Annotated in this window: 18 protein-coding genes and 1 riboswitch; of the genes, 5 read left to right on the top strand and 13 right to left on the bottom strand. The window is 71.7% G+C overall.

Annotated features, from left to right (window positions below; genetic code table 11):
- Positions 1–17: 17 nt before the first annotated feature.
- The 4 genes from K1X13_RS16990 to K1X13_RS16975 form a co-directional block, all read right to left on the bottom strand.
- Entirely contained in the window at positions 18–272 is a 255-nt protein-coding gene (locus K1X13_RS16990) for a DUF3039 domain-containing protein (RefSeq protein WP_221026330.1), read from the bottom strand.
- A 47-nt stretch (positions 273–319) separates the two neighbouring features.
- Positions 320–901 carry a YqgE/AlgH family protein gene (locus tag K1X13_RS16985; protein ID WP_221026329.1) on the bottom strand — a complete coding sequence of 194 codons (582 nt, stop codon included), beginning with the start codon at positions 899–901 and terminating at the stop codon, positions 320–322.
- Positions 894–2,303, bottom strand: a complete 1,410-nt coding sequence (locus tag K1X13_RS16980) for an NAD-dependent malic enzyme (RefSeq protein ID WP_221026328.1) — start codon at positions 2,301–2,303, stop codon at positions 894–896. The genes K1X13_RS16985 and K1X13_RS16980 overlap by 8 nt, the downstream gene beginning before the upstream one ends.
- A gap of 196 nt (positions 2,304–2,499) precedes the next feature.
- On the bottom strand, positions 2,500–3,036 hold the full coding sequence (locus K1X13_RS16975; RefSeq protein WP_221026327.1) for a hypothetical protein: 537 nt from the start codon (positions 3,034–3,036) through the stop codon (positions 2,500–2,502).
- Between the two features lie 148 nt (positions 3,037–3,184).
- On the opposite strand from K1X13_RS16975, the gene K1X13_RS16970 reads away from it, so the two are divergent.
- Positions 3,185–3,883, top strand: a complete 699-nt coding sequence (locus tag K1X13_RS16970; protein WP_221026326.1) for a TetR/AcrR family transcriptional regulator — start codon at positions 3,185–3,187, stop codon at positions 3,881–3,883.
- 10 nt (positions 3,884–3,893) lie between these two features.
- On the opposite strand, the gene K1X13_RS16965 is transcribed toward K1X13_RS16970, so the two are convergent.
- From K1X13_RS16965 to K1X13_RS16955, 3 genes are all read right to left on the bottom strand, one after another.
- Positions 3,894–4,946 carry a DUF3048 domain-containing protein gene (locus K1X13_RS16965; protein ID WP_221026325.1) on the bottom strand — a complete coding sequence of 351 codons (1,053 nt, stop codon included), beginning with the start codon at positions 4,944–4,946 and terminating at the stop codon, positions 3,894–3,896.
- A 75-nt stretch (positions 4,947–5,021) separates the two neighbouring features.
- Complete coding sequence (locus K1X13_RS16960; protein ID WP_221026324.1) at positions 5,022–5,486, bottom strand: C40 family peptidase; 465 nt, start codon at positions 5,484–5,486, stop codon at positions 5,022–5,024.
- A gap of 20 nt (positions 5,487–5,506) precedes the next feature.
- Positions 5,507–5,659, bottom strand: a riboswitch (cyclic di-AMP (ydaO/yuaA leader).
- 232 nt (positions 5,660–5,891) lie between these two features.
- Positions 5,892–6,674 carry a GAF and ANTAR domain-containing protein gene (locus tag K1X13_RS16955; RefSeq protein WP_221026323.1) on the bottom strand — a complete coding sequence of 261 codons (783 nt, stop codon included), beginning with the start codon at positions 6,672–6,674 and terminating at the stop codon, positions 5,892–5,894.
- A gap of 175 nt (positions 6,675–6,849) precedes the next feature.
- Here K1X13_RS16955 and K1X13_RS16950 point away from each other — a divergent pair, with 175 nt between their 5' ends.
- Positions 6,850–7,257 carry an ATP-binding protein gene (locus tag K1X13_RS16950; protein WP_221026322.1) on the top strand — a complete coding sequence of 136 codons (408 nt, stop codon included), beginning with the start codon at positions 6,850–6,852 and terminating at the stop codon, positions 7,255–7,257.
- On the opposite strand, the gene K1X13_RS16945 is transcribed toward K1X13_RS16950, so the two are convergent.
- Genes K1X13_RS16945 through K1X13_RS16935 form a run of 3 tightly spaced genes read right to left on the bottom strand, consistent with a single transcriptional unit; the run spans position 7,247 to position 9,020 of the window.
- Positions 7,247–7,861 carry a class I SAM-dependent methyltransferase gene (locus K1X13_RS16945; RefSeq protein WP_221026321.1) on the bottom strand — a complete coding sequence of 205 codons (615 nt, stop codon included), beginning with the start codon at positions 7,859–7,861 and terminating at the stop codon, positions 7,247–7,249. The two genes, K1X13_RS16950 and K1X13_RS16945, sit on opposite strands and share 11 nt — an antisense overlap.
- Entirely contained in the window at positions 7,845–8,321 is a 477-nt protein-coding gene (locus tag K1X13_RS16940; protein WP_221026320.1) for an HIT family protein, read from the bottom strand. The genes K1X13_RS16945 and K1X13_RS16940 overlap by 17 nt, the downstream gene beginning before the upstream one ends.
- Before the next feature lie 15 nt (positions 8,322–8,336).
- The gene (locus tag K1X13_RS16935) at positions 8,337–9,020 is read right to left on the bottom strand and encodes a PQ-loop domain-containing transporter (RefSeq protein WP_221026319.1); all 684 of its coding nucleotides are present in this window, start codon (positions 9,018–9,020) and stop codon (positions 8,337–8,339) included.
- 352 nt (positions 9,021–9,372) lie between these two features.
- Between K1X13_RS16935 and K1X13_RS16930 the strand changes: the two genes are divergently transcribed.
- Genes K1X13_RS16930 through K1X13_RS16920 form a run of 3 tightly spaced genes read left to right on the top strand, consistent with a single transcriptional unit; the run spans position 9,373 to position 12,213 of the window.
- Positions 9,373–10,743: an MBL fold metallo-hydrolase gene (locus K1X13_RS16930; RefSeq protein WP_308249611.1), complete on the top strand. Its 1,371-nt coding sequence runs from the start codon at positions 9,373–9,375 to the stop codon at positions 10,741–10,743.
- 14 nt (positions 10,744–10,757) lie between these two features.
- Positions 10,758–11,345: a rhodanese-like domain-containing protein gene (locus K1X13_RS16925; RefSeq protein WP_221026318.1), complete on the top strand. Its 588-nt coding sequence runs from the start codon at positions 10,758–10,760 to the stop codon at positions 11,343–11,345.
- Positions 11,346–11,358: 13 nt separating this feature from the next.
- A complete protein-coding gene (locus K1X13_RS16920; RefSeq protein ID WP_225915411.1) occupies positions 11,359–12,213 on the top strand; it encodes a sulfite exporter TauE/SafE family protein in 855 nt (284 codons plus the stop codon).
- 54 nt (positions 12,214–12,267) lie between these two features.
- Here K1X13_RS16920 and K1X13_RS16915 read toward each other — a convergent pair whose 3' ends face one another.
- The 3 genes from K1X13_RS16915 to K1X13_RS16905 form a co-directional block, all read right to left on the bottom strand.
- A complete protein-coding gene (locus tag K1X13_RS16915; RefSeq protein WP_221026316.1) occupies positions 12,268–12,948 on the bottom strand; it encodes a hypothetical protein in 681 nt (226 codons plus the stop codon).
- 218 nt (positions 12,949–13,166) lie between these two features.
- Positions 13,167–14,822: an MFS transporter gene (locus K1X13_RS16910; protein ID WP_221026315.1), complete on the bottom strand. Its 1,656-nt coding sequence runs from the start codon at positions 14,820–14,822 to the stop codon at positions 13,167–13,169.
- Positions 14,823–14,946: 124 nt separating this feature from the next.
- Positions 14,947–15,762, bottom strand: coding sequence for a peptidoglycan recognition protein family protein (locus K1X13_RS16905; RefSeq protein WP_221026314.1), 816 nt, complete (start codon positions 15,760–15,762; stop codon positions 14,947–14,949).
- Positions 15,763–15,773 lie beyond the last annotated feature (11 nt).

Below are 15,773 nucleotides of genomic sequence, written 5' to 3'. Positions count from 1 at the left end.
GACCGGGGACGGCGCGGTCAGTCCTCGTCGTCGTCCTTCTTCAGGTCCTCCCAGGCCTCCTTGCACTCCGGGCACACCGGGTACTTCTCCGGGTCGCGGCTGGGCACCCACACCTTGCCGCACAGGGCGACGACGGGCGTCCCCATGACCATCGCCTCGGTCAGCTTGTCCTTGGGGACGTAGTGCGAGAAGCGCTCGTGGTCGCCGTCGTCGGTAGGGGCCGTGCGAGTGTCCTCGACGGTCTGGACTCCGGGGCTCATCTGGGTGCTCACAACGCCCTAGTCTAACGAGCCGGTGCCCAGTTGCGGACCACTCCCGCTCAGTTGAGGGTGGGATCGACCGGCCGGGTGGAGACCCAGGCGAGCTCGCCGGGCTGCCGGCGCAGCACCCGGGCCCAGAGCCCGTGCGGGTCGCCCGCGAACGCGTCCGCCGGCAGGGACGGGACGACGTACCAGGAGCCCTCCTCGACCTCCGCCTCGAGCTGGCCGGTCCCCCAGCCCGCGTAGCCGGCGAAGATCCGCAGCCGTGAGACGACCGGCACCACCAGCTCCGTCGGCGTGTCGAGGTCGACGATCCCGGTCCGCCCGAACAGCCGGCGGAAGCCCACCGGCGCCTCGTCGTCCTCCTCGCCGGTGGTCATCACCGCCACGGCGAGCGCCGAGTCGGTGGCCACCGGCCCGCCGTGGAACAGCACCGACGGCTCGTCGGCGAGCTCGTGCCAGTCGGGCAGGATGTCGCGCACCGGCACCGGGGAGGGCCGGTTCAGCAGCACCCCGAGGCTGCCGTCCTCGTCGTGGTCGAGCAGGAGTACGACGGAGCGCTCGAAGTTGGGGTCCACGAGCGCGGCGGTGGCCACCAGCAGCTGTCCCGCCGCCAGGGTCACGGTCGGCGGGTCAGGCATCGCCTTCGCCGGGTGCGTGCCGCTCCGCGGCGTGCCGAACGGCGGTGGCCACGGAGTGGTGCACGTCGGGGTGGAACACGCTCGGGATGATGTAGTTGGCGTTCAGCTCGTCGTCGGTGACGGCCGAGGCGATCGCGTCCGCCGCCGCCACGAGCAGGTCGTTGTCGACCCGGTTCGCGGTCGCGTCGAGCAGCCCGCGGAACACGCCCGGGAAGGCCAGCACGTTGTTGATCTGGTTCGGGTAGTCCGAGCGTCCCGTGGCCACGACCGCGGCGTACTTGCGGGCCTCCGCCGGGTCGATCTCGGGCACCGGGTTGGCCAGCGCGAAGACGATCGCGCCGTCGGCCATCCGCGAGACGTCCTCGCCGGTGAGGATGTTCGGCGCGGAGACGCCGATGAACACGTCCGCGTCGACGACCGCGTCCTTGAGGCTGCCGGACAGCTCGGCCTCGTTGGTGGCCTCCGCGAGCCACCGCAGCGACTCGTGCAGCCCCGGGCGGCCGCGGTGGATGATCCCCTCGACGTCGGCGACCACGACGTGCCGCACGCCCGCGGTGAGCAGGACCCGCAGGATCGCGGTGCCCGCGGCACCGGCACCGGACATGACGACACGGACCTGGTCCATCCGCTTGCCCACCACGCGCAGCGCGTTCTTCAGCGCCGCGAGCACCACGATCGCGGTGCCGTGCTGGTCGTCGTGGAAGACGGGGATGTCGAGGATCTCCCGCAGCCGCGCCTCGATCTCGAAGCAGCGGGGTGCCGAGATGTCCTCGAGGTTGATGCCGGCGAAGCCCGGCGCGATGGCGCGGACGATCTCGATGATCTGGTCGGTGTCCTGGGTGTCGAGGCACAGCGGCCACGCGTCGATCCCCGCGAACCGCTTGAACAGGGCGGCCTTGCCCTCCATCACCGGCAGCGCCGCGGCAGGGCCGATGTTGCCGAGCCCCAGGACCGCCGAGCCGTCGGTGACCACGGCGACGGCGTTGCGCTTGATGGTGAGCCGGCGGGCGTCGTCGGGGTTCTCCGCGATCGCCTCGCAGACCCGGGCCACGCCCGGCGTGTAGACCAGGGAGAGGTCGTCACGGTTGCGGATCGGGTGCTTGGAGGCCATCTCGATGGTGCCGCCGAGGTGCATGAGGAAGGTGCGGTCGGAGACCTTGTGCACCGCGACGCCCTCCATCGCACGCAGCGCCGCGACGATCTCGTCGGCGTGGCCGGTGTCGGAGGCGGCGCAGGTCACGTCGATGCGCAGCCGGTCGTGCCCGGAGGCGGTGACGTCGAGCGCGGTGACGATGCCGCCGCACTTCTCGACGGTCGAGGTCAGCTCGCTGATCGCCGTCCCTCCGGCCGGCAGCTCGAGACGGACGGTGATCGAGTAGGAGATGCTCGGTGTAGAAGCCACGGGCACATAGTTTCACGACGTCTCGGGGCGTCGTACCCCTCCGCGCCGTTCGAGACCGCTTGACGGGCTGCCGTGCGGGGCTCCGGGAAGCCTGAAGCCCCGACCGCGACGCTCGGGGAGGGAGTGCGGAGGGAGACCGCGGGAGCGTCGCAGCCGGGGCTGCTCGGGCAGGGGCGTGCGCCCCTGGGTTCGTGGGTTACGCGGCGAGGTGTGCCTTGATCCGATGGAGCAGCGAGGCCTTCTCGGCGTCGTCGGCCCGGTGCCGTCCGACCGCGACCGGGCGGTAGGCGGCGCGGGCGCGCTCCTCGATGCTGCGGCCGACGTCGGCCGCGGCGCGGTCCGAGGGGCTGGCCTTGCCGGCCATGGACGCCATCAGCGCCCAGTCCTTGCGGTGGGCCTTGGTGAGCGTCCGTGCCATCTGCTCCGAGGTGGGGGCGTCGGCGTAGGCGTCCAGGATCCGGCGGACCCCGGTCATCTCGGTCGCCGTACGGCGCCAGGCGGCCATCACCGCGGACTCGAGGTCCATCGGCTGGTCCATCAGCTCGCGCTCGATGGAGCCCGCCAGGCGGGTGTGCCAGCGCAGCTGCAGCGCACCGATCAGGGTGAGCTCGTCGCCGAAGGTCTCGGCGACGCCGGGCATCTCCATCGGGAGCACCCCGTCACGGCGAGCCTCGGTCGCGTCGACGACGGCTCGGAGTACCTCTCCGCGGCGGTGAAAAGTGTCCCAGGTCATGGGCGTCTTCCTTTCTCACATACCGTTGGTACGTACCAACAGTATGTCTCTTACCCGGGGTACGCAATCGGGCAAACCGTGATCTGGCTCTCCCCTCCCCCGCGCCCGGCGAACGCCCGGGTCGCCGCATCGGCCATATGCTCGGGGGATGACTACCAAGGTCCTGCGGAAGGTTCCGCGCACGTCACGCCGCCAGCAGTACTCCGCCTCCACCAAGCGGGCGCTGGTCGACGTCGCCACGGAGCTGTTCACCGAGCGGGGCTACGCCGGGACCAGCCTGGACGAGATCGTCGCCGGCGCCCGGGTCACCAAGGGCGCGCTCTACCACCACTTCAGCGGCAAGCAGGCGCTGTTCGAGGCCGTCTTCGAGAAGGTGGAGGCCGAGGCGAGCAAGACCATCCACAAGGCGGTCCGCGGCAACGACGACCCGTGGGAGAAGTCGATGTCGGGCCTGCGCAAGTTCCTCGAGGTGGTCCAGGAGCCGGGGTACCGGCGGATCGTCATCCAGGAGGGCCCGGCGGTGCTCGGCTACGAGCGCTACCGCGAGCAGGAGGAGCGCTCGACGTTCGGGATCGTCCAGGAGATCGTCGCCTCGGTGCTCGAGTCCTACGCCCTCGAGCCGAGCATGGTCGAGACCTTCAGCCGGGTCTTCTTCGGGGCGATGTCGGCGGCCGGGTCCGCGGTCTCCTCGGCGGAGGACCCGCGCCGGGCCAGCGCCGAGGTCGAGGCCGCGATCACGTTCATCCTCGCCGGGCTCCGCCAGCAGGCAGAGTCGGGCGAGAGACTGCCAGGCCCCGACGACCTCGTCACGGACGAGGCGCCGGGGCCTGGCGAAGAGGCGGGCTGACCCGCACGTCTCACTTGCTGAAGCTGACGTCCCCGCCGTTGCTGGGGACCAGCTCCATCCACACCTTGCCCGCGGGGAGGGTGAGCTCGCCGGCCTTGGTCTGCAGCTTCACGGGGGCGTCCAGCCCGCTCTTGGACCAGGTCGCCCGGACCATCGAGCCGTCGTGGAAGACCATCGCCTCGCCCTTGCCGGTGAACTTCGTCTCCGGGACGGGGTTGCCCGCGGGGTCCTTGTAACCGGCGTCGCCGACCTTGACCCGCAGCACGAGCACGGTCGCCGGGTCGAACTGGTCGTTCGCGGGCGCCTCGCTGTTGAGGTTGACGTAGCGGCCCTTCTTGAACTGCCAGTTCGTGGTGTGGCCCCCGGAGAACGTCGCCGAGATCTTGCCCGCCGGCTGCCCCTTGGGGAAGTCCTCCTCGGTGCCCCACGGGAAGTAGCCCTCGGGGGTGCCGTCGGACTTCAGGGTCTCCGCGAGCTTCGGCAGGTCCATGAACAGGTTGTACGGCGCCGAGCGGCTGTTGTCCCGGAAGTAGCCCGGAGCGCCCTCGGTCATCGCCTTCACGCCCGCGTCCTTCACCCGTTTCACCGTCTGCGGGGCCCCGCCGCTGGCCACGAGCACCGCCTCGGCGGGCTCGATGATGCCGAGGTCGGAGGCGCGCATCGACCGCACGGGGCCGACCTTGTCGGGGACCTGGGAGTGGTAGAAGACCGCGAGGCGGGTCGAGCCGCCCTCCACGAGCTCCTCGGCGACCAGGTCGGCCTCGCCGAGCCCGACCTGGGGGTTGCTGCTGCCGGTGTTGTCGATCTTGACGACCATCACCGGGTGCTTCGGGGCCTCGCCCTCGGCCGGGAGGCCGGTGAGCGGCCACTGGCCGGAGAGGGTCGAGCCCGCGGCCGTGCTCTGGCTGTCCGGGCTGTCGGCGGACTCGGGCGACGTGCTGTCGCTGCAGCCGGCGAGGGCCAGCGAACCGACGAGCGCCAGGCTGGTCAGGGAGAACGCGGAGCGGGCGCCGGGGCGGCGGGACGAAAGGGACGTCGAGGTACGCATGGGAAATCCAACCATGGGGCTAAGTGTGGCGCAGGGTCGCGCCCCGATCGGGGAGCGACCCTGCCTTTGCTCAGTCGTGGAGACCGCGGGTCACCGAAGGGTGCCGGGGAACCACTTGTTGGTCCACACGGACGAGCGGTGGACGTTCTGGCCGCCGTACGGCGCGTGGATGATCTTCCGCTCGCCGTTCTTCCAGCCGGCGAACACGCCGACGTGGTAGACGCCGCCGCCGTCGTAGAAGAACATCAGGTCGCCCTTGCGCATGTTCTTGCGCTTGATGCGGTCGGTCCAGCGGGCCTGGGCGTCCGACGTACGCGGGATGTTGCTGAAGCCAGCCTTGCGGAACGAGTAGTAGGTGAGGCCGGAGCAGTCGAAGGCGCCCGGGCCGTCCGCGCCGTACTGGTACGGGTCACCCTTCTGGTTGGCGACGATGCGGAAGCCGTCGTAGATCCGGGACTGGCGGGCGGTGCGCGCCTCGGCCGGGGTGGCGAGGGCGAACGTGCTGGCCACGAGGAACATGACGAGGAGGAGCGGAAGCGCAGCGAAACTACGCATGCGAGGAGTCGCAGGCATGAAGAAATCCCTTCCCACGCCTGTGAGGTGAGCTGTCGGGTTAGGGCTGAAAGGTGCCCCGCCACCAGAAGGTGACTACACCCCGAGCGTCCGAGGACGCGTGACGATGTGGTTCCCCCACTCCTACCCATGACTGTGGTCGACGACATGACAGTGCGGGCCGGAGCGCTGGGCGGGTAGGACTCGGCGTAGCCCGCTCCGGCTATGAACTTGTCACGCTGACGTCACCCCGGTGAATCCCCTGCACCATCCGGGCGACGTCTCAGCGAACGATGAGCGTAGGCACAGACTCCCCACGGAATCCAATCCGTAAACACGCCGAAAGTTGCCCACGTCACACCGAGCGGCTGAAATCGTGGATTTCCGGACCCTCTGGATAGGTGTAGATCACACAGATCCGGTCTCGGACGGCGACGTCTCGAGGACCGCGTCGAGGGAGGTGGTCCGGCCCACGACGCGCTCGGCGACCTCCGCGATCTTCTGGTTGTGGTTCCGCGAGAACCGGCGCAGCGCGGCGTACGCCGTGCTCATGTCGACCCGGCCGTGCTCGGCGAGCACGCCCTTGGCCTGCTCGATGACCACCCGGCTGTCGAGGGCACCCTGCAGCTGCTCGGCGAGCGCGGTCGCGCGCTGCCTGGTGCGCTGCTGGAGCAGGCCGATCGTGGCGACGTCCGCGAGTGCCTGCGCGACCCGCTGGTCGTCGGCACTCAGGGCCGGCCGGCCCGAGCGGAACAGGTTGAGTGCACCCACGGCCTGGTCCCGCAGGCGCAGCGGCACGGCGTAGACCGAGACGTAGCCGAAAGCGGCCGCGGCCTGGGTGAACCGGGGCCACCGGGTGGAGGCGGCCGCGAGGTCGGGCTCCCGGACCGGAAGGCCGGTGTGGAAGCAGTCGAGGCAGGGACCCTCCTCGCTCTGCAGCTGGAAGAGCTCGAGCCGGCGGGTCTCCTCGCTCGAGGACGCGACCAGCTGCAGCTTCCCCCGCTGGTCGGCGAGGAGCAGGCCGGCCGTGTCGGTGCCGAGCAGCTCCACGCAGGTCCCGACGAGCCGGTCCATCAGGTCCACGACGTCGAAGTCGTCCACCAGCGTGTCGGCGAGGGCGACGAGACGCTGCGCGACCCGGGCGTCGCGACCGACGTCCGGGCCCGTGTCCCCCTTGTGCGCACCGCTCATGCGCGGCGTGTACCCAGCGGTGCCGCGTCGATGCGGGCACCGGCCGGGAGGCCCCGGACGCAAAGCGGACAATCGCCTTGGTGCCCGGGTAGAGTCGGAGGCAGAAGCCGTGCCGTTGCCCAGACCTTGCAGTGACCGGTTCCATGCGGTTCGTTGACGGGGAGAAGACGCGGGCATGCCCGGAGCAGTCGAATGGTCCTTCGAGGCACGGTGGCCGGCCGAGCCGCGCCACATCCGCGACGCCCGGCAGTTCGTCTGCGACCAGCTACGTGCCGCCGGCCTCGCTCATCTCGTCGACTGCTCCGCGCTCGTGGTCAGCGAGCTCGTCACCAACGCCGTGGTGCACGCCCGCTCCCCCTTCCGGGTGCGGCTTTCCCGGGTGGGCGACTTCGTGCTGGTCGAGGTGTACGACGACTCCTCGGACACGGCCGACCGCCGCGACCACGGCCCCGCCGACCTGTCCGGCCGCGGGCTGGACCTGGTGGACACGCTGACCTCCGACTGGGGCGTCACCCCGCAGCCCACGGGTGGCAAGACGGTCTGGGCACGGGTGCCCATGACCGGCAGCCCCATCAACTTCTGACCGCGCGCCCCAGGTAGACGTGGGCGTAGGCCCGCGGCCGCCCGGCGTAGAACGTGTCGAGCCACTCGATCTCGAGTCCGCTGCCCCGGACCAGGTCGGCGATCGGCCGGTCGAGGTGACAGCCGCCGCCGACCCGGAGCTGGAGCGGCTGGAGCCGGCGCTGCCAGCGCACCACCGCGGGGTCCGGGGCGAGGCCGTGCTCGAGGAAGTGCAGGGCACCGCCCGGCCGGAGCACCCGCCGGATCTCGGTCAGCGCGGACTCGACGGCCGGCACCGTGCACAGCGTGAAGGTCGACAGTGCGCTGTCGAAGGACGCGTCGGGCAGGTCGAGCCGGGCGCCGTCGAGCCCCGCGCGGTCCACGGCCACCGGCGACGCGGCCACGCGCGGCGCGGCGAGCCCCCAGGCCACGTCGGACGGCTCGACGGCCGCCACCCGGGTCACCGCAGGTGGGTAGTGCCCGACGTCGAGGCCGGACCCGAAGCCGATCTCGACGACCTCGCCGTGCAGGCCGGCGCACACCCGCTCGCGCAGCCGGTGGATGTCGCGCGCGCCCAGCAGCCGGTCGGTCACGTGCGGCAGCGCCTGGTCAGTCCACCACGACATCCGCGCCGCCCTCCTCCCCCACGCCTGCCACCGGCGCCGCGTCGTCCGCCGCGAGCCAGGCCGAGAGCCGGCGGGCGTACCCGGCCGCCTCCTCGTCGCCGGCGTACTTCGTGCGCGGCCAGAAGAAGCCGCGCAGCCCGTCGCCCTTGGTCCGCGGGACCACGTGCAGGTGCAGGTGCGGCACGCTCTGGCTGACGGTGTTGTTCATCGCGACGAACGAGCCCTGCGCGCCGAGCACCTCGACCATCGCGCTGGCGAGCCGCTGGCCGGCAGCGAGGAAGGGGTCGCGGAGCACCGCCGGGAGGTCCGGAAGCGTGGCCACGTGGCGGCGCGGGACGAGCAGCACGTGCCCCTTGAACAGCGGCCGGTGGTCGAGGAAGCCGACCAGGTCGGGGGTCTCGAGCACCAGGTGGGCGGGCGTCGTACCGGCGGCGACCCCGCAGAACAGGCAATCGGCCACGGGGCGAGCCTAGCCTCAGGCGGCGAGCTGGTAGTTCCGCTGGTGCGGGAAGCGCGCCGAGACCGGGCGGACGACCCGGGCGACCGGGGTGCCCAGCCGCCCGGCGGCGAGCGAGGCGAGGGTACGGCGCGGGGGCAGCCGGAACGCCAGGATCGCGGACTGCATCACCAGGCCGATGACGCTGCACAGCGCCACCGCGACGTCGCCGACCATGACCGCGTAGGCCAGCCACAGCGCCATCCCGAGCCACACCAGCACCGTCGACCACGGGCACAGCCCCCACAGCGGTGCGCGGGACAGCGCCAGCCGGGTCTGCGGGACCATCCGCAGCGAGCTGATCGTGGTGCCGACCATGGCCAGGGTGAAGGAGTTGCTGACGTCGACGAGCCACAGCGACGCGGCCGCCGTGCCGGTGACCGCGAGCACCGCCGTCCAGTAGCTGCGGCCCTCCCCCGTGCGCAGCACGACCACCGCGAGCGCGACGAGCAGCAGCAGCGCGATCGTGTTGTTGATCAGCTGGATGTGGTCGGCGACCGCGAAGGCGTAGACGCACCAGAGGGTGAACGTGGCGAGGCTGAGCACGAGGGAGGTCCAGGAGATCCCGTCGGCGGAGCGGGTCCGCGCGGCGCGCAGGACCTGGGGAACGGTGGCGTAGAGGGACACGAAGGACGCGGCAATGCCGACGGCAACGACAGACACGGGGGCAGGACTCACTTGGGGGAAATGGGCGGACGGGAGGTGCGACTTTGGTCCGCCGTCTTGCTTGGTCTGCCGGGACACGTGACCTGGTGCGAGAGAAATCCTAGGGCCTGCAGAACCCGCAACATTCCAGTTCAAACCTCCCGGGGCTGAGACGTGCGACACATCGTCCTGAGTGCCCGGGAGGGGGCTCTACCGACGTCGTGCGGGCGCTCCGGGAGGGGGTCGCCGCGGGGTGTGAACCAGGTCTCTCCCGATGGTCGGGAATACCTAGGGGGGTATTGGCCATTGTCTGTTAGCGTCAGCATCAACCGATACCCCCAGAGGTATTTCGACGTCCAGGAGGAACCTCGTGACCACCGTGATCCCCATCGACACCCCCGGGCTTGGTGACCGCACCTACCTCGCCCACGACGGCAAGGTCGCCCTCGTCGTCGACCCCCAGCGGGACTACGACCGGGTGCTCGACGTGGCCCGCGAGGCGGGTGTGCGCATCACGCACGTCTTCGAGACCCACATCCACAACGACTACGTGACCGGCGGCCTCGCCCTGGCCCAGGAGGTGGACGCCACCTACCACGTCAACGCCGACGACCCGGTCGACTTCGAGCGCACCGGTGTCAGCGACGGCGACGTCCTTGCGGTGGGCGACACGATGCGTGTCCGCGTCGTGCACACCCCCGGCCACACCCACACCCACCTCTCGTACGCCCTCGAGGCCGAGGGCCGCCCGGTGGCCGTGTTCACCGGGGGCTCGCTGCTCTTCGGCTCCACCGGCCGCCCGGACCTGCTCGGCCCGGACCACACCGACACGCTGGTCCGCGCGCAGTGGCACTCCGCCCACCGGCTCGCCGAGGAGCTCCCCGAGGAGACCGAGGTCTTCCCCACGCACGGCTTCGGCAGCTTCTGCTCGGCCACCCAGTCCGAGGCCGTCTCCAGCACCATCGGTCAGGAGAAGACCAGCAACCCGGCGCTGACCCAGGGCGAGCAGGAGTACGTCGACGCGCTGCTCGCGGGCCTCGACGAGTTCCCCGCCTACTACGCCCACATGGGCCCGGCGAACTCCGCCGGCCCGAGCGCGCCCGACCTGTCCGCCCCCGAGCTCGCCGACCCCGCCGAGCTTCGCCGCCGCATCGACGCCGGCGAGTGGGTCGTGGACCTGCGCACCCGGTCGGCCTTCGCCGCCGGCCACCTGACGGGCAGCCTGAACTTCGGCCTGGACGGGCAGTTCATCACCTACCTGGGCTGGCTGATCCCGTGGGACGCCACGGTCACGCTGCTCGGCGAGACCCCCCAGGACGTCGCCGAGGCGCAGCGGGACATGGCCCGGATCGGCCTCGAGCGCCCGGCGGCGATGGCCACCGGCAAGCCCGAGGACTGGGCCGGAGGCGACGCGCTGGCGTCGTACCCGGTCGCCACGTTCGAGGACCTCGCGGCCGAGCTGCGCAAGGACCCCTCGGAGCGTCCGGTCGTGCTCGACGTGCGCCGCGGCCAGGAGTTCGCCGAGTCGCACATCGTCGACGCGGTGAACCTGCCGATCCACAACGTCCTCGCGCACATCGACGACGTCCCCCGCACCCGGCTCTGGGTGCACTGCGCGGGTGGCTACCGCGCCAGCGTCGTGACGGCGCTGCTCCAGGCCCGCGGCCACGACGTGGTGGCCGTCGACGACTCGTTCGACAACGCCTCTGTTGCCGGACTTCCCCTCACCAGCAACTCCTAGGAGAGACCTGACCCATGACCAGCACCCCTACTGAGGCCCGCATCCTCGACGTGCAGACCCTGAAGGAGCGTCTGGCCTCGGACGACGCTCCGCGCCTGCTCGACGTGCGCACGCCCGCCGAGTTCGAGACCGCCCACATCCCCGGCGCCTACAACGTGCCCCTGGACACCCTGCGCGAGCACCGCGCCGAGCTCCGCCGCCACCTCGACGAGGACGTCGTCCTCGTCTGCCGCTCCGGCGCCCGCGCCACCCAGGCCGAGAAGGCGCTCGCGGAGGTCGGCCTGCCCGGCCTGCGTGTCCTCGACGGCGGCATGGTGAGCTGGGAGAACGCCGGCGCGCCGGTCAACCGCGGCCGGAAGACCTGGGAGCTCGAGCGCCAGGTGCGGCTCGTCGCCGGCAGCCTCGTCGCGGCCAGCGTGCTCAGCAGCGCGGCCGTCCCGAAGCTGAAGTGGCTCGCCGCCGGCGTCGGCACCGGCCTGGTCGGCGCGGCCGTCACCAACACCTGCGCGATGGGCACCGCGCTGTCCAAGATGCCGTGGAACCGTCCCAACGAGAACACCGACATCGACGAGGTCGTCAAGGCCCTGACCGAAGGGGCGTGACCCGGTGTCCCTGATGTTCGTGCTCGTCCTCGCCCTCTCCGTGCTCATCGGGCTCTCGCTCGGTGTGCTCGGCGGCGGCGGCTCGATCCTGACCGTGCCGATCCTGGTGTACGTCGCCGGGCTCGACCCCAAGGAGGCGATCGCCACCTCGCTGTTCGTGGTCGGCGTGACCTCGGCGGCCGGGGTCGTCAGCCACGCCCGAGGCGGGCGCGTCATGTGGCGCACCGGGCTGCTCTTCGGCCTCGCCGGAATGGCGGGCGCGTTCGTCGGGGGCCTCGTCGGCGGCCACGCCCCGGGGCAGCTGCTGCTGCTGGCCTTCGCGCTGATGATGGTGGCCACGTCGCTCGCCATGCTCCGCGGGCGCCGTACCCCCGAGGGGGCCAAGAAGCACGCCGAGCTGCCGCTGTTCCGGGTGCTGCTCGACGGCGCGGTCGTCGGCCTGGTCACCGGGCTCGTCGGCGCCGGGGGCGGCTTCCTGGTGGTCCCCGCCCTGGCCCTGCTCGGCGGCCTGCCGATGTCCGTCGCGGTCGGCACCTCGCTGGTCGTCATCGCGATGAAGTCCTTCGCCGGCCTGGCGGGCTACCTCACCTCGGTGCAGCTCGACTGGGGCCTGACCCTCGGGGTCACCGCCGCCGCCGTCGTCGGCAGCGTGGTCGGCGGCCGTCTCGCGGGACGCATCCCGGAGGCGACGCTGCGCAGGGGCTTCGGCTGGTTCGTCCTGGTGATGGGCGTGTTCGTGCTCGTCCAGCAGGCACCGGCCGCCATGGTGGTCCCGATCGTGCTCACGGTGGCCCTGGTCGCCGTCGCGGCCACGGCGTGCTGGCGCTTCGTCAACGCGTGCCCGCTGCGTCGGGTCGTCAGCGCCTGACCGCACCACCCCGACGCCGTCCGTCCCTGCTCCGGGGCGGGCGGCGTCGTCGTGTCAGCGCGGCGCGAGCGTCAGGTCCTCGTCGACGCCGTCGGCATCGGCGTAGACCCGGTACAGCGGCTCCTTCCTCTGCAACCGCTTCACGCTCGCGAACAGCGCGTAGGCGGCGCCCGGCGTGCTGCCCACCGCCTTCTCCGCGGCAGCGCTGGGCGCCGCGAACCAGACCCGGTGGGCACTCACCGCCGCCAGGCCGAGCGCGCCGAGCACCTCGCGGGCCGCGTCGGCGGTGTCAGCGGGCAGCCTCCGGCGCAGCTCCGCGAGGACGTCGGGGTAGGCGTCGCGGCCGGGGTCACCGGGGCGGAACACGTCCAGGTCGGAGGTGCGGGTCCGTCGTACCGGGCGGCCGGCCGCGTCGTCGTACCGCCAGCTCACCTCGCGCACGACTCCCCCGGTGACCGCGGAGACGCGCCGCCGCAGGGACCGGCCGAGGCCGCCCTCGAGCGGGTCACCGTCGCCGAAGTCGTACGGCGTGACCAGCTCGAGCGCGTTCCCGACCCGGTGCAGCGCGATCTCGTCCGCGGCGTCGCCGAGGTCGCTGCGCAGGAAGGCCCGCGAGGACACCACCTCGCCCAGCCACAGTCGGCGCAGGCGGACGGCGACGGCCACCGGTTCCGGCGCGGCGGTCGCCCGTCCGGAGGTCGTGACGGAGCGGGGCGACGGGGTCTCGGGCGGCACGGCACGCTCCACGGGTCGAAGGACGGGAGCCCATTCTCCGGAAGGCACGGGCCCGGTGACGCCCCGGCGCGCCCGGCCGGTCCTGGCTTTCGACGGGGCTCGGTAAAAGAAATCTCGGCACGGTTCGGGCCGACCCTCACGTCGCCGACTGCGGGCAGACGACACACCTGGCGGCATCGCGGTTCCTGCCCTGTGGGCCGGGATGCCGGGGGCGCGGCTCAGACCGGTTGCGCGGGCTCCACGGCGTCCGACGTCCCCGGGTCGGCGCCGGGCTGGCGTGTGGGGATGCGGTTCGAGAAGAACAGCGCCACGAGTGAGATCAGCGCCAGCACGGACAGCGCGGACCGCAGGCCGTCGATCCGGGCCTCCTCGTTCTCGTCGACGACCGCGTCCGCCGTCTCCCCCGTCACCCCGGCGTCGGCGAGCGCGCGCTCCAGGTCACTGTCCGGGATGAACGGCACACCGCCGGCGAGCTCGACCTGGGCGTCCGAGGACAGGTCCCCGGGGATCGCCGGGTTGTCCTCGATGCCCGTGAAGAACGACGTCGTGAGTCCCGAGATCAGCACGGCTCCGGCCAGGGCGGTCCCGACCGAGGCTCCCAGGAAGGTGAGCGTGTTCTGCAGGCCGCCGACCTCGCCGCTCTGCTCGTCCGGGACCGCCGACACGGTGACGCTGCCGAGCTGCGACGCCAGCGCCCCGATGCCCAGCCCCGCGAGCAGCAGCGGCCAGGTCACCACCTCGGGTCCGACACCGATGTCGAGCACCGCAACCAGCGCCACGAGGCCGAGGAACAGGAGCGCGAAGCCGATCCGGACCACCCGTCGCGGGGACGCTTCGGGGAAGAACCTGGGCACGCCCACCGCGGCCACCAGCAGGGCGATCGAGAGCGGCAGGATCCGGAGCCCGGTCGCGATGGCCGACAGCCCCAGGGCGACCGAGAGGAACAGGGGTACCGCGAAGAAGATCCCGGCCTGGAGCAGGTAGAGGTAGAAGAACGAGGTGAGGCCGCCGCGGAGGCGCTTGTTGTCGAGCATCGCCGGGTCGATCAGTACCGCCTCGTCGTTCCCCAGCCGGCGACTCTCCCAGCTCAGGAAGCCGAGCAGGACCACGCCACCGCCGAGGACCAGCCAGAACACCGGCGAGAGGCCGAGCCAGACCGGCGCCTCCGGTTCGGGGAGGACGAACCCCCAGGCTCCCGCGCGGAGGATCCCGTAGACGATGAGACCGAGACCCAGTGCCGACAGGCCGGTGCCGGCCAGGTCCATGTGCACGCCCTCCTCCCGCGGCGCGTCCTGCATGCGCCGGGCGTACACGAGGATGACCAGGACGATGACCACCTCTCCGGCGAAGACGTACCGCCACGATGCGTACGTCGTCAGCAGGCCGCCGATCACGGGCCCGACGGCCACGGCGATCGCAGCGGAGGCAGCCACCAGGCCGTAGGCCTTGGGACGCTCGGCGCGGCCGAAGTTCGAGGCCACCAGCGCGACGATCGCCGGCATGATCAGGGCGGCGCCCATCCCCTCGAGCAGGGACCAGCCGATGAGCAGGACGGTCAGGTTCGGGGCGACCGAGGTGGTGAGCGACCCGGCGCCGTAGATGATGCAGCCCAGCGCGAACGCCCGCTTGCGGCCCATGATCTGGCCGATCTTCCCTCCCGTGATCATGAGCGACGCCATGACGAGCGTGTACAGGGTGATCGCGGTCTGGATCCCGGTGACCGTCGTACCGAGGTCCTCGGCGACCGTCGCGATCGACACGTTCATCACCGAGCTGTCGAGCGCCATCAGGAACTGGCCCGACGCCAAGGTCAGCAGGACGGTCATCGAACCGACCTCTGCGACCACCGCGGGAGCCGGCACGTCGCTGTCCATGGCACGTCCTCTCGGTGGGCTCTCCCCCGAGCGTGCCCCCCGAGACCGCTCCCCGTCCGGCTTTTCCGCGCTTCCACGGCGGCGGCGGTCCCCGGAGCGGAGCACCCGTCCCCCTCCGGGCGGCCTACTGACGGCCGAGCCGCGCAGCGTCCTCCTTGGTGGCCTCCGCCGACGCACGGGTGCGCCCCCGGATCACGCGGACCTTCGCGCCCTCGTCGATCGCCCGCTTCAGGTTCTGGTCGGCGAGCACGAGATGGATCGATGCCGCTCTGAGACGGCGAGCCGCACGCTCGAGATAGACGTCCTGGTCGACCGGGTTCGGCGGACCTTCCCGCAGCCGCCTGGCCACCGCCTTGCGGAAGGCCTTCATGTCCACGTGGCCCGGGTCCGACTTCCAGTCCGACCACTCCTTGTGGCCGATGACCGACTTCGCGCTCCAGCCGTGGTGGTGGCAGATGGCCGCGGCGAGCAGGACCAGCGAACGACGTGCTTGAGCGGTGGGGGCCTTCGAGCCGCTGTAGAACGTCTCCACGCCGTAGAAGTTGTTGTTGCCGTCGGTCGAGCCATCCGACCCGGTGTGCTCGCGCGACTTGGGCGGGTAGCCGCCGTACGACTCCTCGATGACCGCCCCCAGCACGCGGGGGTCACCTCCGCCCGCGTGGTTGGCGCGTCCGCAGGCGACCAGCCAGATCGTGCCGTCGTCATCACAGCCGAACTGCGCGAGTGGTCCCGGGAGGCCGGCTCGCCCGCGGACGATCAGGTCGAGGTCGATCTTGTCGTCGGCGTCGTCGCCCGTGTGATGGACGACCAGCCCGTACACCGGACCCCAGGGGCCGACCTTGTTCCGGTTCCGGGTTCTCCATCCGTCTACTCGCCTGAACGGGACGCGCCAGTGCGTGAGGGCGCGCACCACCTCGTCCGGCGTCATGGGTTCTGCCATGTCACTCCTCG

It is taken from the genome of Nocardioides jiangsuensis (genome assembly GCF_019679455.1).
Classification (GTDB): Bacteria; Actinomycetota; Actinomycetes; order Propionibacteriales; family Nocardioidaceae; genus Nocardioides_C; species Nocardioides_C jiangsuensis.
The sequence above is the reverse complement of the archived record's forward strand: the minus strand, read 5'-3'. Positions and strand labels throughout refer to the sequence as shown.

Coding starts and splice junctions, on each gene's coding strand:
- K1X13_RS16945 (WP_221026321.1), bottom strand. CDS start 7,861: ATGTCGTGGTGGACTGACCAGGCGCTGCCGCACGTGACCGACCGGCTG.
- K1X13_RS16955 (WP_221026323.1), bottom strand. CDS start 6,674: ATGAGCGGTGCGCACAAGGGGGACACGGGCCCGGACGTCGGTCGCGAC.
- K1X13_RS16925 (WP_221026318.1), top strand. CDS start 10,758: ATGACCAGCACCCCTACTGAGGCCCGCATCCTCGACGTGCAGACCCTG.
- K1X13_RS16920 (WP_225915411.1), top strand. CDS start 11,359: ATGTTCGTGCTCGTCCTCGCCCTCTCCGTGCTCATCGGGCTCTCGCTC.
- K1X13_RS16985 (WP_221026329.1), bottom strand. CDS start 901: ATGCCTGACCCGCCGACCGTGACCCTGGCGGCGGGACAGCTGCTGGTG.
- K1X13_RS16965 (WP_221026325.1), bottom strand. CDS start 4,946: ATGGTTGGATTTCCCATGCGTACCTCGACGTCCCTTTCGTCCCGCCGC.
- K1X13_RS16970 (WP_221026326.1), top strand. CDS start 3,185: ATGACTACCAAGGTCCTGCGGAAGGTTCCGCGCACGTCACGCCGCCAG.
- K1X13_RS16905 (WP_221026314.1), bottom strand. CDS start 15,762: ATGGCAGAACCCATGACGCCGGACGAGGTGGTGCGCGCCCTCACGCAC.
- K1X13_RS16960 (WP_221026324.1), bottom strand. CDS start 5,486: ATGCGTAGTTTCGCTGCGCTTCCGCTCCTCCTCGTCATGTTCCTCGTG.
- K1X13_RS16910 (WP_221026315.1), bottom strand. CDS start 14,822: ATGGACAGCGACGTGCCGGCTCCCGCGGTGGTCGCAGAGGTCGGTTCG.
- K1X13_RS16950 (WP_221026322.1), top strand. CDS start 6,850: ATGCCCGGAGCAGTCGAATGGTCCTTCGAGGCACGGTGGCCGGCCGAG.
- K1X13_RS16975 (WP_221026327.1), bottom strand. CDS start 3,036: ATGACCTGGGACACTTTTCACCGCCGCGGAGAGGTACTCCGAGCCGTC.